Origin of the sequence: Bradyrhizobium genosp. P (assembly GCF_049949265.1) — a bacterium.
Lineage (GTDB): Bacteria > Pseudomonadota > Alphaproteobacteria > Rhizobiales > Xanthobacteraceae > Bradyrhizobium.
Genome location: NZ_CP188195.1, coordinates 5,193,870 through 5,207,760 on the forward strand (window position 1 = coordinate 5,193,870; position 13,891 = coordinate 5,207,760).

General features: G+C 62.6%; 21 protein-coding genes. 12 read left to right on the plus strand and 9 right to left on the minus strand.

What is annotated here, in order from left to right:
- Window positions 1-67: 67 nt before the first annotated feature.
- The 4 genes from ACP2YO_RS25190 (at window position 68) to ACP2YO_RS25205 (ending at window position 2,688) form a co-directional block, all read left to right on the plus strand.
- Window positions 68-754, plus strand: a complete 687-nt coding sequence (locus ACP2YO_RS25190; protein WP_426433873.1) for a hypothetical protein — start codon at window positions 68-70, stop codon at window positions 752-754.
- Entirely contained in the window at window positions 751-1,089 is a 339-nt protein-coding gene (locus tag ACP2YO_RS25195) for a hypothetical protein (protein ID WP_426433874.1), read from the plus strand. The genes ACP2YO_RS25190 and ACP2YO_RS25195 overlap by 4 nt, the downstream gene beginning before the upstream one ends.
- Complete coding sequence (locus tag ACP2YO_RS25200) at window positions 1,055-2,146, plus strand: tyrosine-type recombinase/integrase (protein WP_426433875.1); 1,092 nt, start codon at window positions 1,055-1,057, stop codon at window positions 2,144-2,146. Before ACP2YO_RS25195 ends, ACP2YO_RS25200 begins: the two co-directional genes overlap by 35 nt.
- A 248-nt stretch (window positions 2,147-2,394) precedes the next feature.
- The gene (locus tag ACP2YO_RS25205) at window positions 2,395-2,688 is read left to right on the plus strand and encodes a hypothetical protein (protein WP_426433876.1); all 294 of its coding nucleotides are present in this window, start codon (window positions 2,395-2,397) and stop codon (window positions 2,686-2,688) included.
- A gap of 448 nt (window positions 2,689-3,136) precedes the next feature.
- On the opposite strand, the gene ACP2YO_RS25210 is transcribed toward ACP2YO_RS25205, so the two are convergent.
- Entirely contained in the window at window positions 3,137-3,754 is a 618-nt protein-coding gene (locus tag ACP2YO_RS25210; RefSeq protein WP_426433877.1) for a hypothetical protein, read from the minus strand.
- Between the two features lie 154 nt (window positions 3,755-3,908).
- The gene (locus ACP2YO_RS25215; protein ID WP_426433878.1) at window positions 3,909-4,121 is read right to left on the minus strand and encodes a hypothetical protein; all 213 of its coding nucleotides are present in this window, start codon (window positions 4,119-4,121) and stop codon (window positions 3,909-3,911) included.
- Window positions 4,122-4,333: 212 nt separating this feature from the next.
- Here ACP2YO_RS25215 and ACP2YO_RS25220 point away from each other — a divergent pair, with 212 nt between their 5' ends.
- Complete coding sequence (locus ACP2YO_RS25220; protein ID WP_426433879.1) at window positions 4,334-4,639, plus strand: hypothetical protein; 306 nt, start codon at window positions 4,334-4,336, stop codon at window positions 4,637-4,639.
- 329 nt (window positions 4,640-4,968) lie between these two features.
- Complete coding sequence (locus ACP2YO_RS25225; protein WP_426433880.1) at window positions 4,969-5,184, plus strand: hypothetical protein; 216 nt, start codon at window positions 4,969-4,971, stop codon at window positions 5,182-5,184.
- 126 nt (window positions 5,185-5,310) lie between these two features.
- Here ACP2YO_RS25225 and ACP2YO_RS25230 read toward each other — a convergent pair whose 3' ends face one another.
- The 4 genes from ACP2YO_RS25230 to ACP2YO_RS25245 form a co-directional block, all read right to left on the minus strand.
- Entirely contained in the window at window positions 5,311-5,946 is a 636-nt protein-coding gene (locus ACP2YO_RS25230) for a 2-dehydro-3-deoxy-6-phosphogalactonate aldolase (RefSeq protein ID WP_426433881.1), read from the minus strand.
- A gap of 10 nt (window positions 5,947-5,956) precedes the next feature.
- Window positions 5,957-6,871, minus strand: a complete 915-nt coding sequence (locus ACP2YO_RS25235) for a 2-dehydro-3-deoxygalactonokinase (protein ID WP_426433882.1) — start codon at window positions 6,869-6,871, stop codon at window positions 5,957-5,959.
- A gap of 726 nt (window positions 6,872-7,597) precedes the next feature.
- Entirely contained in the window at window positions 7,598-7,996 is a 399-nt protein-coding gene (locus ACP2YO_RS25240; RefSeq protein ID WP_426433883.1) for a hypothetical protein, read from the minus strand.
- 116 nt (window positions 7,997-8,112) lie between these two features.
- Entirely contained in the window at window positions 8,113-8,328 is a 216-nt protein-coding gene (locus ACP2YO_RS25245; RefSeq protein ID WP_426433884.1) for a hypothetical protein, read from the minus strand.
- A 194-nt stretch (window positions 8,329-8,522) separates the two neighbouring features.
- Here ACP2YO_RS25245 and ACP2YO_RS25250 point away from each other — a divergent pair, with 194 nt between their 5' ends.
- The gene (locus tag ACP2YO_RS25250; protein WP_426433885.1) at window positions 8,523-8,696 is read left to right on the plus strand and encodes a hypothetical protein; all 174 of its coding nucleotides are present in this window, start codon (window positions 8,523-8,525) and stop codon (window positions 8,694-8,696) included.
- Window positions 8,697-8,719: 23 nt separating this feature from the next.
- Here ACP2YO_RS25250 and ACP2YO_RS25255 read toward each other — a convergent pair whose 3' ends face one another.
- Entirely contained in the window at window positions 8,720-8,968 is a 249-nt protein-coding gene (locus ACP2YO_RS25255) for a hypothetical protein (protein WP_426433886.1), read from the minus strand.
- Window positions 8,969-9,100: 132 nt separating this feature from the next.
- On the minus strand, window positions 9,101-9,277 hold the full coding sequence (locus ACP2YO_RS25260) for a hypothetical protein (RefSeq protein WP_426433887.1): 177 nt from the start codon (window positions 9,275-9,277) through the stop codon (window positions 9,101-9,103).
- A gap of 187 nt (window positions 9,278-9,464) precedes the next feature.
- Between ACP2YO_RS25260 and ACP2YO_RS25265 the strand changes: the two genes are divergently transcribed.
- Both ACP2YO_RS25265 and ACP2YO_RS25270 read left to right on the plus strand, forming a co-directional pair.
- Window positions 9,465-9,704 (plus strand): hypothetical protein, encoded by a 240-nt coding sequence (locus ACP2YO_RS25265; protein WP_426433888.1) that lies wholly within the window; start codon window positions 9,465-9,467, stop codon window positions 9,702-9,704.
- 204 nt (window positions 9,705-9,908) lie between these two features.
- Window positions 9,909-10,265 carry a DUF6481 family protein gene (locus ACP2YO_RS25270; RefSeq protein ID WP_426433889.1) on the plus strand — a complete coding sequence of 119 codons (357 nt, stop codon included), beginning with the start codon at window positions 9,909-9,911 and terminating at the stop codon, window positions 10,263-10,265.
- A gap of 59 nt (window positions 10,266-10,324) precedes the next feature.
- On the opposite strand, the gene ACP2YO_RS25275 is transcribed toward ACP2YO_RS25270, so the two are convergent.
- A complete protein-coding gene (locus tag ACP2YO_RS25275) occupies window positions 10,325-10,570 on the minus strand; it encodes a pentapeptide MXKDX repeat protein (RefSeq protein WP_426433890.1) in 246 nt (81 codons plus the stop codon).
- Between the two features lie 349 nt (window positions 10,571-10,919).
- Between ACP2YO_RS25275 and dctP the strand changes: the two genes are divergently transcribed.
- Genes dctP through ACP2YO_RS25290 form a run of 3 tightly spaced genes read left to right on the plus strand, consistent with a single transcriptional unit; the run spans window position 10,920 to window position 13,848 of the window.
- Window positions 10,920-11,942, plus strand: coding sequence for a TRAP transporter substrate-binding protein DctP (dctP, locus tag ACP2YO_RS25280; RefSeq protein WP_426433891.1), 1,023 nt, complete (start codon window positions 10,920-10,922; stop codon window positions 11,940-11,942).
- Entirely contained in the window at window positions 11,939-12,493 is a 555-nt protein-coding gene (locus ACP2YO_RS25285; protein WP_426433892.1) for a TRAP transporter small permease, read from the plus strand. The genes dctP and ACP2YO_RS25285 overlap by 4 nt, the downstream gene beginning before the upstream one ends.
- A complete protein-coding gene (locus tag ACP2YO_RS25290) occupies window positions 12,490-13,848 on the plus strand; it encodes a TRAP transporter large permease (RefSeq protein WP_426433893.1) in 1,359 nt (452 codons plus the stop codon). Before ACP2YO_RS25285 ends, ACP2YO_RS25290 begins: the two co-directional genes overlap by 4 nt.
- Window positions 13,849-13,891 lie beyond the last annotated feature (43 nt).

Consider the following 13,891-nt stretch of genomic DNA (forward strand, 5'->3'; position numbering starts at 1 on the left):
TGGCGCAATTGAGGCGTCTAGGTTTGCGTAAGATTGTTAAGACAATTAATTTCCGGCAGGAGGAACGATGACTTCGCGAAAAGTGCGGCCGGCGAAGAAGCGACGAGGTCCTGCCCCGAGGGGTGACTACGCGGGCAAGGCCAAAACCATCAACACGCGAGCTACGCCGGAATTGCGGGACTGGCTCGAAAAAGCCGCGAAAAAGAGCGGCCGTTCGTTGTCGCAGGAAATCGAAACTCGATTGCGCCGGACCTTCCGGGAGGAAGCGGACCTCGCCAAGGAATTTGGCAGCGCCGACGCTGCGCGCGTTTTTCGAGCCATCGCTGTCACGCTGGATATGATCCGGAACCCTGAGAATCCGGACGCGGACTGGCTTCATGATCCTTACGCTTTCGCGCTTGCTTCGGACGCCATCCATCAGATTCTCTATCTGGTGCGGCCTAGGGAAGCGACGAACCCGTTCCTTGCTTATGCGTTCAATGCCGAAGTTAACCCGGCGGAAGTCGCCAGCCAGGAGTGGCGCGACATTGCAAATTCGGACCCGACGCTGCCGTTGGACAACAGTTTGACCTTTAAGCAATGGTTCGCGAGGCACCTCAAGAACACAATTCCTGAAATCGTCGAACGCGCCGGCGAAAGAGCCAACGCGCCAAAAGAAGGAGAGCGCTTGTTTGACGAACCGCCGACGGCTGAAGAAGAGGCTGCGGTGAATCAGTTCTTATCGCGAACCCTGTCGAAGCGAGCTAAGAAGTGAAGGACATTGTCGAGAAAGACCGATGGCAGGCATTCATTCGGTTTGCCGAAAATGGCTGCGTCTCGGATCGCGAGATCGAACGCGATTATGATCCGTGGGCCGCGACCCGGCCGACGAAGCCTAAGCGCTCGCGCAAGCGTCGAATGACAATCGCGCGAACCATGCGACAAGCAAGCGAGGCCGGTGTCGCCGTCGGCAGCGCGACCATGCACGCTGACGGCAGCGTCACGCTGATGTTTGGCGCGCCCTCGCCTGCTGAGAAATCGGAGAAGATCAACCCTTGGGATAAGGTGCTTAAACGTGCCCCGAGCAAAGTCACCCTTGTCAAACGTTAAGCGGTTTTACGACCGTCATGGCAAGTTGCGGCAGGCCTTTCGCGTCAAGGGCCGCAAGCTGGTCCCCCTGTCCGGCAAGTACGGCAGCCCCGAATTCATGGCGGCATATCAAGCCGCCTATTATGACGCGTTCGGCGGCCCTGCCCCGACGCTCGCTGTTGTCCCCAAAACGGTCCGGCGCCCGGTTGACGCCGAAGGCACCATCGACTGGTTGGTCACGCAATATCTGAACTCCGATATGTTTGACGGTCTCTCGATCGACACCAAGAACGGTCGCCGACGTGCGCTTGAAGGCTTTCGCGCAGACCATGGCGCCGAACCTTATGGTGAACTTCAGCCACAGCACATCATCGCGCTGATGGACGACATACCCGGCGGCGCGCATCCTAAGCGAAACTGGCTCAAGCACATCTCGGGCATGTTCCTATTCGCCGAGGAAAAGCGATATCGGATCGACAACCCCTGCCGTGGTTTCAAGCGACCGAAGGCTCCGAAGACGGACGGCTTCCACACTTGGACGGACCGCGAGATTGCGCAGTATCGCGCGCACTGGCCTTATGGCACGGTCCCGCGCCTCGTGATGGAATTGGCCGTTGAGACCTCGGCCCGCCGCGGCGACGTTACCCGCCTCGGTCCCGAGCAGATGGCGAACGGACGGTTTGAATTCCAGCACAACAAGAACGGCGTGGACGTGTCGTTCCCGGTGAGTGACGAATTGCACCGGGCCATCAGCGCCATGCCCAAGACGAACTACGGGACCTTCCTGCATACCAAGGTGGGCGATCCCCGGTCAGCAAAGGCCCTCGGCGGCGATTTCCGCAAATGGTGCGACAAGGCCCGATTGCCGACGCATTGTGGATTGCATGGCCTGCGGAAAGGCTGCTTGCGGATTCTCGCAGAAGCCGGGTGTAACATTCTGGAACTGCAATCCCGCAGCGGCCACCTGACCTTGAGCGAGCTGCAAAAATATATCGACAAGGCCGATAAGCGGTTTGCCGCCGACCGAGCCGCCGAGAAGGTCAAAGCGCATCGCGCGGGCGACCGTAAGGTCGCCTGAACATCACAACCACAAAAGAGCCGCCCTCAGGGCGGCTTTTTTGTTCTCCAAATGGTTAGACAACGGTTCGAATTCCGTTTTGTATTCGTACATGCCTTAAGGCAGGTTAGACAACGTAAGTCATTGATCTCTTATGGGTCTAAATCCTGCCGGGATTGTCATCGCCATGCGTTTAGCCGATTTTTGATCGATTGTTGCTTCGTCAAGGGCCTGGCCCACAGGCTTGGCGCCGACATTTCAAGGCTGTCATGGAAGATTCCGTCCAGATCACTTGCACGCGCTGCAAGAACGTTTTTCGCGATCGGGCCAAGCGGCTGCAGAACGGCTATTCGCGTCAGTGTCCCGCCTGCGAGGTCGTCCTGTTCTTCGACGAAGATTCCCACGACCCGAACATCAAGCGGATGATGCGAACGGCCAAGCGCCTGCGGAAGGAATTGCGTGAGAGCGAAGCCACGCGCCCGAGAAAGGCTCCGGCCGCTGCCCGAACGTCGAGCTCCCGCTCACGATCTAACCCACGGGAGACGGAAGCAGACGACGACTAAGCTTGCGCTCCGACAGGTAAGGCGCCGGAGCGGACCAGCCATCGCTAATCGCCTTCCCCGTAGTGGGTGGCTTGATCCATCCATTGGCGCGTCGCCTCATCGCTCCAGCCGGGGACAGCCACGCGAGGCGCCGAGGCCGCATCCGTAGGCGGCCGCGGACCCGGACGTGCTGCCGCCGGCTGGCGTGTGCGGGGATGATGCACCGTTGCAGCGGTCGCAGAAGCGCACAGCATGAACAACAGGCCAAGTGCCACGACAGAACGCATCGTATTTGCTCCAAACGGTCGAGTTGCCTGCGGCGAGCAAGATAGCTGTGGATCTGACTGACAAGTCAACACAGGAAGCCGGCCGGGAGATGTCCGCTCCGCACCAGCCCTATATGGGGATTACGTAGCACTGCACCTAGCCCAACGCCTCCAATGGACTGTCGATGCTTGGCCATCTCCGGTTACGCAAAGGGATCGAGACCCTTCTGTCGGCAGAGGGTCGGGACGCGCGCGGGATCCCGCTCGGCGCCGTCGGAGCCCGTCGCGGCAATCGCGCCGCCCGTCACGACGCCGTTTTCGATGATGATCGACGCCAGGAATGGCTGCATCCCCCGGTAGGCGCCCTTGCCGTTCCGCACATTGAGCTGAGCGCAGTAATCGAGGGATTGCCGGCCTTCGCCGGGGACCAGGGGAATTCTGGTCCACGTGAATTTCACGCCGTCGGGATTGCTCAGGCTGGCCGAGAACGCATCAGCCAGCGTGGCCCGTTCGGAGACGGTCAAGTCTCGCATAGGTGTTTCTGCCGGCGTTGCCGGCGCGAGCGGCGACATTGGGGACGCGGTCACCTCGGGTGTCGACGCATATTCGGTGGTGGTCGCCGCACACCCGGAGAGGCCAAGAAGCAGGACCAATGCAGCAACCGCCTTTACTGCATGCCGCACCCTGGACACACGCACGCAGCCTCCAAAGCCCGGCAGCACGCCCGGCCGGGATGATCTGTGGCAGGCCATTCGCCTTGACGGATCGATGATGCCGACGGTCAGTCTTTGTTCCAGTTTCCGTTTTGCCGGATCCACCAACCCGACGAACCACTGAGTCCCGAAAACGAGGGCGAGTATCGCATCGCCAGCACCTGCCCGCGGAAGGCGGCGCGGCCCCCAAGACCGGCACGTGAGCACGCCTTATCGCAGCCGCATGGGAGCGGCCCGCGTGACCAGCCGGAAGGCGAGATTATTACCAATGCCAATGCGAGATGATGCTCAAGCCGGGATTGTCAGATGCGCGGCGCAGGGAATGCTGGCTCGCCTCCGGATCAGGCAGAGACATCAACGCCAGAAACCCGGCGGCGACGACGAAAAATGTCAGACCGGTACGTACCATAATCAATTCGTCCTCAAAAAAAGCAGGCCTTATCACGACCCCGTGCGGCAAGGCTTCCGCCTGCATCGGAACCCGCTCGGGGGCATCCTATCGCTCCAATCGCGATAGAGTAATACGAAACCACGGTGACAGTACACTGGACAGTGCCTGGAATGAGCACCTTGCCGTCCGGCGTGTTCGAACGGCAACAATTCCGGCAAGAAGGACCTGTAAAGAAGAGGCCATGTATTGGCTTGCGTGGCTGCACTTTTAGGCCTCCAGGAGCGACCGAGGACATCATGCGGAACCTGAACACCGTCGTGACCAAGCTGAACGATCGATTGCTGAGGCTGGAGGGCGAATTGTTCGTCCTGCGATCGATCGCCAGAGCCGCCCTAACGGCCGGTGACGAGCCCGCCGCCCGAACCCGCACGTTGCTGGAGGGCGCCAGGCTTGCGCTCACCGACGAGGCCGAACGACCACTGGATTCTGCGACCGAGAAATACGTCGCAGCCGCGATCGCGATGGTCGACGAGTTGCTCGAGCATCCCCGCGAGGCCGCACCGCTGTTCAGGGTGATCGACGGCGGCCGACGGGACGATTGAGCATACTGAGATAAGGTCGAACTGGAACGGTGCCGAAGGTTCACCTCTCCCTTGGGAGAGGTCGATTTGCGCAGCAAATCGGGTGAGGGGTTACAGCCTATCGAGAAGCAAGAGCCCTCACCCGACGCTTCGCGCCGACTTCTCCCCGGCGGGGAGAGGTGAACCGAAACCGCCGCGAACCAATTCGACCAAAACTCATCTCGCTTTAGCGCGATCACACGATCGGCACGCATCTGGTGCGATGAAATGCCGGCGGGTTAACCGGCGCTTAAGCTTCACATCACACCTTCAAGAACGATCATCCTTCGACATTGTGAGAAGCCCACAAGATGCCTGTCGTTCTGGAAGTGCGAGATAGCCTGAACCAATTGCTTCCCAAGTATGGCTTCACCCTCGACCCCGGCGGACCCGACGATTACACGGACCTTGCGAGGATCATTCTGCATACCGTGCGCGATAGTGACTGGCGTGCCCACAAGGTGCAGTTTTCGGTCGGCGGACGACCGGTTGGCACCGCGACCTACCGTTCTGGCGACGCCGCCTAAGACTTGCGCTGCATTCGGCGACTGCCTAAAGCGCGATGAGATTGGGTTGAATCGTCATCGCGCTTTAGCTCCTCAGTTTGAGCATGATCTTTCGGAAAACCGCTTCACACTTTTCCGGATCATGCTCTAGCCTGCACCCTGCACGGCCCTGTCATACGCCTCGATCGTCACTTTCGCGCGCGTGACGATCTCAGCAGCCGTCATGCCCGGCTTGTACAGGCTGCTGCCGAGGCCGAACGCATGAATCCCCGCCTTCACATACTCGGCAAAATTTGTCTCGGAGACGCCGCCGACGGCGGCGATCATCAGGTCCGGCGGCAGCACGGCGCGGATGGCGGTGATGCCGGACGGCCCAAGCACACTCGCCGGAAAGAATTTCAGGCCCGCGGCTCCCGCCCTCACCGCCAGCAATGCCTCGGTCGGCGAGAACACGCCGGGCAGCGTGACTATTGAACGCTCTCGCGCGCGCGCCAGCACATCGGCATCGACGTTCGGGGACACCATCAGCCGGCCGCCGACGTCATGGAGACGGTCGACCTGATCAGCCGTCAGCACGGTGCCCGCGCCGATCAGGACATCGGCAGGTGCGCGCTTCACAGCCAACTCGATCGAACGAAACGGCTCCGGCGAATTCAGCGGGATCTCGATGGCCGTCATGCCAGCCTCGATCAGCGCGCTGACGATGCCGTCGGCCTCGTCCGGCCGCACACCGCGCAGGATCGCGACCAGCGGGCGCTTCATCGGGGGAAACGGAATGCTCATGGTTGATCCTTCACATCGTCCAAATCGCCGCCGCGGCCCTGGACAGACCACGACGCACCGCCTCCTCAGCATCGACCGAGTTGAGCGGGATAGAAAGGCTTTCGAGGGCCGGGTGATAGAGCCGCTGCAGCCGTCCCGAGGCAATCAGGGTGACGGCGGTTCGCGGCCCTTGTCCGGCGAGCCCCGCCGCCAGTTCGAGGCCGATCAACGTGCCCGAGATCGTCTCGCGCGCGGCCGATGCGCTGCCGCCGAACAGAAGCTGCCGTGATCGCACCCGAAACAGCAGGTTGGCGGCGAGCGCCGGCGCGGCAAAGGCTTCCGCGACCGCCGACGTGAAGGCATCGGTATCCACGGCGTCGTCGGCGCCATTGACGGCATGCGACAGGATCGTGTCGCTGACAACGGCGCTGAACAGCTCTCCGGTCATGAAGGTCGCAAAGCGCTCGACCGCGCCGCCGTGCACGCGGACCCACTTCGAATGCGTTCCCGGCATGCACACGACGGCCTCATCAGCCGCATCCAGGCCGAGCGCACCGAGCAACTGGGTTTCCTCGCCGCGCATCACGTCGGGTGCGGTAGCATCGCGCTGCGCGATCCCCGGCAGGATCCGGATGTCGCGCGCCTGGTCGGGGACGACAACGGCGCGGTCGAGGATATCGGCAAGGCGCGCCGGCGTGTCGACGTAACCGGCCTCGACCCAACCCTGCCGCGCGCCGGCCATGCCGCAGATCACGACCGGCAGATCGGCCGTCGCAGCGAGCGCGTCGAGATGCGACTGCAGCACGGCCGCAAAGCCGGCTTTGGCGGCCGCCATCATGCCCTCGTCGCTGCGGCGTTCGCCGAGGATGCCGCCGGCACGATCCATCAGCCAGAGCCGGAAGCTGCTGGTTCCCCAGTCGACCGCGACATAGGAAGCTTCGGTCATAGAGTTGCGTCCCACAATCACCAGTTTTCGCGCTTCGACGGCATCGTATCCACCGCGATAAAGCCGTTCAATTCATCGTGCAAGGTCATCGTGCAAGGCAACTTACGCGAATGAAACCCGTCATCCGACCCGACCGGTAGATCAATTCTGTTTCACATTTCCCTCGCCGAACTCTCGATCATTGATTTGCCCGACGGCGCAAGCCCTCTCGTGAAAAATATTTCGGTTTATACGAACGGAAACTCAGTGTATGAATGTGCCCGTCCCACCCGAGTGAGGGGCGAGCGCACGTCACGAACGCGCGGTGGGATGCGGTGGACGCCGATTGCGCAACAGACGAGTGCGCATGAAGCGGACGGTGAAGTCGTGTGGTTCCGACACCCCAGTGGCAGGTGTCTCTCCGCAAGAGCCCAAGGGCCCTCGCGGATGACGGTGACAAGCAAGCCTGGTCTCGCCGGGGAGAGCACGAAGTAAGCCGTAACCCATCGCGCAGGGAAAGCCGGAGTTCCCGGTTACACCTGTGGTCCTACCCCGGTGCTTTTTGTTGCACCGGGCCCATGGGTGCGATCGGCACCCGGCTTTCCCTGCGCCCTCTGCAAGATGAGAGGGCAAACGAAATGCAAAACTCGGGCAAATCATGTCGCGAGAATGCGCGCTCACATCCTCATCGCTGTTTGACAGTTAAATCCCCACCGCATCATTGCGAGCCGCGCAGCGCCGCGGCACTCAGCGCTTATCGAACGGGATGTACTGCTGGTATTCCTTCGGCACGGAGCTGCGATAACGCGCCGGCACGGTACCGCGATCGATCGAGCGGTCGATCTCCTGCTGCCGTGTCATCCGCTTGGCGGGCTTCCTGCTCTTCTTGACCGCAGGCTTCTCGGTCGCAGTGGCTGCGGCCGGCGCCGGCGTCGATGCCGCAGGCGGCGTTGCGGTGGTGGCAGCGGGAGACGTGGCGGCGGGAGGTGTGGCAGCGGGAGGCGCGGCAGCCGCCGGCGGCGCGCTGGCAGCCGCGGGAGGCGCGTCGGTCGCAGGCGCCGCGGTTTGGGCCGAAGCGATGCTTGCAGGCACCGAGATCAACGCAATCAGGGCCGTCGCGGCCATTATTCGAGAAAGCTTTTGCATCTGAAAACTCCAAAGCAGGCCAAGGTTCGCCATAAGGTTCGCCATAACGCGCGCGCCCGTGAAATGCCCGCAGGCTACATCAGCCCGCTGCTCGCGTCAGTGAATGCGCGGATCAATTATTGCGCGCCTTTCAGCGTACAAGAGGTCGTGCACGTCGTTACGTTACCGTGGTCACACTTGATGCAAGCGTTGACGCACTGGTCCATGACCTTGGGATTGAACTGGCTGTAGAGATTGGCGGTGCAGGCGTTGGTCGATCCCGTAACCTCGGTATCGGACCAGCAACCGGACAGGGCAAGCGCCGCGGCACCCAGAATGGCGACCTTGCGCATATGGCCTCCCGCCATGTTCCACCGCAGTAACCTTGACCGGTTACGTTAAGTTCCAGTTTCAATTGCGACCTTATCCGGAAGCAGTATTGCTTATCCACCGGATACTTCCCCAAGGTCCGGGCCCACACCGGCAAGGCCGTCAGGCGATTCTGCCTGGCGGCCTTGTTGCCTAACAATGCGAGGATACAGAGACGATGGCCCGAAAGCCGCGCTGGTCATTCAAGGAGGACCGCCGACTGATGGAACTTGCACGCTCCTCGAAGTCGCTCGAGGACGTCGCCAGGGCCACCGGGCGCTCGCCGGACCGAATCAAGAAGATGGCGATGCGCCTCGGCCTGTCGATCAAGTCGCGAGCCGCCAAGAAGTAAATCGCGGACGGGCGGTACCGGCGCTAGTTTTCCGGCGGGGGGCAGTCGTCCTTGGCCCGCACCGGAATCGCCCCGGTCACGGTGTCGCCGGTGCGGGTGCAGGTGGTGAGCACGAAGGCAACCCGGCTGCATTGCCAATCCGGGCCGAGCGCGGCGCTGGAAACCGGCTCAGGCGACATCACGTTCCAGGACAGCAGCGCCGCCGCTCCAGCAGATGCCACGACCGCCGCGGCCAGCGCGACGCCCTTCCGGGACCACAGCTTGGACTTCATGGCTCGGTTCCTGTCGATGCCTGCGGTCGGCGCGCCCTGCTCCCGCGTGATCGGGATCACAATCCGGGCCGCGCCTGGCGGGCTGCCCCGCCCGCTTCATGTGGGATCCATACCGCACTGCCGCAAGAACCGTCAGCGTGCTGGCTCGATCACGTTACAGTTGGTGCGGCCCGACATCAGGCAGTCCTGCAGCTTGCTCGCCGCCGTCAGGTCATGGGCGAGCCAGAGGCCGACCGCGAGCATTACCGCCGCCACCAACAGTCCCACCAGCGCGCCGCGGCGGCCGCCTCCCTCGTCGGAATTGCTCATGCTCGCATCGGTTCCAAATCACGCCGGCGCTCATCATGGCGGCTTTGCACGGTTGCGTGCGATCAATTCTGCAACAGTCGCGCAATTAAATGCCGAGCCGCCGGCAGCCAGGCCGCTATTCCGTTGCACGCTGCGTCCGCTTGCGAAAAACTGCTGCTTCAGCGAGCGCGTGCAGCGGGGCGTGCCAATGAGCGAACAAGAAACCATCTACGACCACCATCGCTACCGGCGTTTGCTGTCGGAAGCCGTTGACGAGACCAGCCGGCAGCGGCTGATCGACCTGCTGGTGCAGGAAAAGGCGCGCGACAGGCTGGAGGCGCAACGGGCCTCCGACCGGGCCGCGATGACGGCCGATACGGTCGCCAAGGTCCTGGGCTCGAAGGTCCTGGGCCTGAATGGGCGGCGCGAACAGTTCCAGCGTGGTTAGAATTTTCGGCGAATCGCGTCGGTGCCGGCTCACGCTAGCCGACGCGCCCAATAGCATCAATTTCGGGCAATTTGCGGTTCACTCATATCTCCCCTGCTCTGCCGCCCTCGTTCAAGGCTGGCATTTTCCGCGGGCTTCACCTATTGAGACGGCGGACTGAATCCCATCCCCATCACCTGAACAGAAAGCAGCAAGGCTTCCTCTATGAGTGGCTTCAAGGAACCCGGTTTTGCCGACCGCCAGAAAGCGGCCCAGCTGGCGCGGCAGCAGATCCTCAACAAGTTTCGCACCCAGCCGGGGCCTGATGATCCGGCTGTGAAGGCGCGCGCCGAGGAGCGCGCGGCGACCGCCGAACGGCGCGCCAAGGCCAAGGAGGCCCGCGAGGCCGAGAAGGCCGAACAGAAGCGCCTCGAGGAAGAGGCCGCGGCGGCCGAGGCCGCCCGGATCGCCCACGAAAAGGAAGAGGAAGCTGCGAGGCTCGCCGCAGACGAGGCCGACCAGAAGGCCAAGCGCGACGCCCGTTACGCCGCCCGCAAGGAGCGCGGCAAGAAGAAGCGGTAGGCGAATATGCGTCAGGCCCGCCATAATGGCGGGCCTGACGATGATGGCACGGCGACGGATCAGTTCTTCTTCATGGCGTCGTCTTTCTTCATCGCCCCGTCATCCTTCTTCATGGCGTCGTCCTTCTTCATCATGCCATCGTCTTTCTTCATGGCATCCTTGGACGTGGCATCCTTGGACATCGTGTCCTCTTTTTTCATCCCGTCGTCCTTGCCCATCTTGTCCTGAGCGAATGCGGCGGGAGCGAGCACAAGGCTCAGCGAGAGGAGCGCGGCGGAGAGGCCGATGCAGGTCTTGGTGGTCATGGTGGTTCCTTGTGGTCGAATGTGAACGCGACGACTGCCGCTATCTGATCAACGCACGCGGACCATCCGACGTTACCTCAATAACAAACTCTTGAACTGCGGTGCCGCGCGCATCCGGATGATCCCCAGCGCGCAAGAGTTTACAGCGGTTGAACGACGGCGCCGCGTCGTCGGGCCGCAGTGTGCGCCGCGGCAAGCTCGGGACTTGCGCGGGACTTGCCGTCGTGCGTCCGCTCGCACTATCAGGGCGCCTCGAACTATCAGACTAGAGAAGATTCACGCCAAGACCGGCTATGGTGCGCCAAGCGCCGGCCTAACAGCCACTCAAGAAGCTCTTTGGGGAAGAACAATGCTCACACGCCGCCACGTCCTCGCTTCCGCCCTCGCCGCGCCGGCCATCCTGCGGATGGGCACAGGCACCGCGCATGCCGCGACCACGCTGAAGATCTCGCACCAGTTCCCTGGCGGCACGATCGACAAGGGCGACTTCCGCGACCGTCTCTGCCGGATGTTCGCAGCCGAGGTAACAAAACGATCGGGCGGCGAGCTTGCGGCCGAGGTCTATCCGAACTCCTCGCTGATCAAGACCAACGCGCAGTTCTCGGCGATGCGCAAGGGCGCGCTGGATCTCAGCCTGTATCCGATGCCCTATGCCGGCGGTGAACTTCCCGAGACCAATATCGGCCTGATGCCGGGCCTCGTCACGACCTACGACCAGGGCTTGCGCTGGAAGAAGGAGCCGGTCGGCAAGATGCTGTCCGATTTCCTCGCAGACAAGGGCATCCTGCTGATCTCCTGGGTCTGGCAGGCCGGCGGCGTCGCCAGCCGCTCCAGACCGCTGGTGGCGCCGGAAGACGCCAAGGGGCTGAAGGTCCGCGGCGGCTCGCGCGAAATGGACATGGTGCTGCAAACCGCCGGCGCTGCGGTGCTGTCGGTGCCGTCGAACGAGATCTATGCGGCAATGCAGACGGGCGCCTGCGACGCCGGCATCACCTCCTCGACCAGCCTGATCTCGTTCCGGCTCGAGGAGATCGCAAAGTCGCTGACCTCGGGCGCCGGCGCGTCCTATTGGTTCATGCTGGAGCCGCTGATGATGTCGAAGGCGATCTTCGACAAGCTGCCGAAGAACCAGCAGGACATTATCCTGGCGGTCGGCGAGGAGCTGGAAGGCTTCGGCCGCAAGGGCGCGCAAGACGACGACGCCGAGGTTGCCAAGGTCTATGAGAAGGCCGGCGCCAAGGTCAGCGCACTGGACGCGGCCACCGTCGGCAAATGGCGCGACATCGCGCGCGACACCGCTTGGAAGGACTATGGTGCCAAGACGCCGACGGCAGCGAACCTGCTGAAACTCGCAAGCGACGTCGCCGCATGATGCATGGTCCGATCACGGATCAACCCGAAAGCGCGAGCGCTGTCAGCGGCAACGCCGCCGTGGCGGTGCTCGCGCGCGCACTTTCCATCTGCAACAACGTCATCGTGGTGTTCGCTGCGATTGCCCTGATCGCGGCGTGCGTCATCCTGAGCTATAGCGTGCTCGGGCGTGCCGTCTTCCACATGGCGAACTACTGGCAGGACGAGGCCGCCGTGTTCCTTTTGGTCGGCGCCACCTTCATGAGCTCGGCCTATGTGCAGAGCCAGCGCGGCCATGTCAGCATCGAGGCGTTCGTGGGTTTGCTCTCACCCAGAGCGAACGCCATCCGGCTCTGGCTGGTCGATGTCGCGAGCTTCACGTTCTGTTGCTTCTTCGCCTGGAAGTCCTGGACGCTGACGCAGGAGGCCTATGTCGATGGCCAGGTCTCCAACTCGATGTGGTCGCCGCCGCTTGCGATCCCCTATGGGCTGATGGCGCTCGGCATGACCCTGCTCTGTGTGCAGCTCCTGCTGCAGATCATTACCCCGCTGATCGGCGGCGCCCGCCGATGAGCGTCCTTGGAATCGGCATCTCCTACGGGCTTGCCACCCTGCTCGCGATGTTTTCAGGCATGCCGATCGCATTCGCACTGGGTGCGGTCGCCGTCGTGTTCATGGCGATCTACATGCCGGCCGCCTCGCTCGATACGGTGACGCAGAACGTCTACGAGGAGATGGCCTCGATCACGCTACTGTCGATCCCGCTGTTCATCCTGAAAGGTGCCGCGATCGGCAAATCCCGCGCCGGTCAGGATCTCTATTCGGCGCTGCACGCCTGGCTGCATCGCGTGCCCGGCGGTCTCGGCGTCGCCAACGTATTCGCCTGCGCGCTGTTCGCGGCGATGGCGGGCTCCTCGCCTGCGACCTGCTCGGCGATCGGCTCGGCCGGCATCCCCGAGATGCGCAAGCGCGGTTACTCCGGCGGCTTTGCCGCCGGCATCATCGCGGCCGGCGGCACGCTCGGCATCTTGCTGCCGCCGTCGATCACGATGATCCTGTTTGCGGTCGCGGCCGAAAAATCGCTGGGACGGCTGTTCCTCGCCGGCATCGGCCCCGGACTGCTGCTGGTGACGCTGTTCGGGGCCTACGCGGTGTTCCGCTTCCGCAAGGAATATGCCGCCGCTCGCGCCGTCTACGACGCGACCGGCAAGGACGCCGCGATCCTGCAGCACGACGAGTTCACCATGGCTGAACGTTTCAGTGCGCTGCCGCGCGTGCTTCCGTTCGTGCTTCTCTTGACCGGTGTGATGATCGCACTCTATGGCGGCTACGCGACCCCGTCGGAAACCGCAGGCCTCGGCGGCTTGCTGGCGCTCGCACTGATCGCGGTGATCTACAGCGTGTGGCGACCAAGCGACCTGTCGCCGATTCTGAGATCGACCATCCGCGAATCCACCATGCTGATGATGATCATCGGCATGTCGCTGCTCTATTCCTATGTGATGAGCTATTTGCACATCTCGCAGTCGGCGGCGGAAGCGATCGTTGCCATGCACCTGCCACGCTGGGAGCTCTTGTTCTCGATTCTGGTGATGGTGATCGTGCTCGGTTTCTTCCTGCCGCCGGTCTCGATCATCCTGATGACTGCCCCGATCGTGCTGCCGCCGCTCCGCGCCGCCAATTTCGACATCATCTGGTTCGGCATCGTCATGACCATCGTGATGGAGATGGGCCTGATCCACCCGCCGGTCGGCCTGAACATCTTCGTCATCCGCAACGTGGCGCCCGACATTCCCCTCAGCGAGGTGATCTGGGGCACGCTGCCGTTCGTGCTGCTGATGATGTTCGCAGTGCTGATGCTGTGCTTCTTCCCGGAGATTTCGACCTGGTTGCCGAACCTCGTGATGGGGCCGGACGGGAGCCGGTAGATCGGCGAGTGGCGAATAGGGAGTGGCGAATAGACTCCATTCG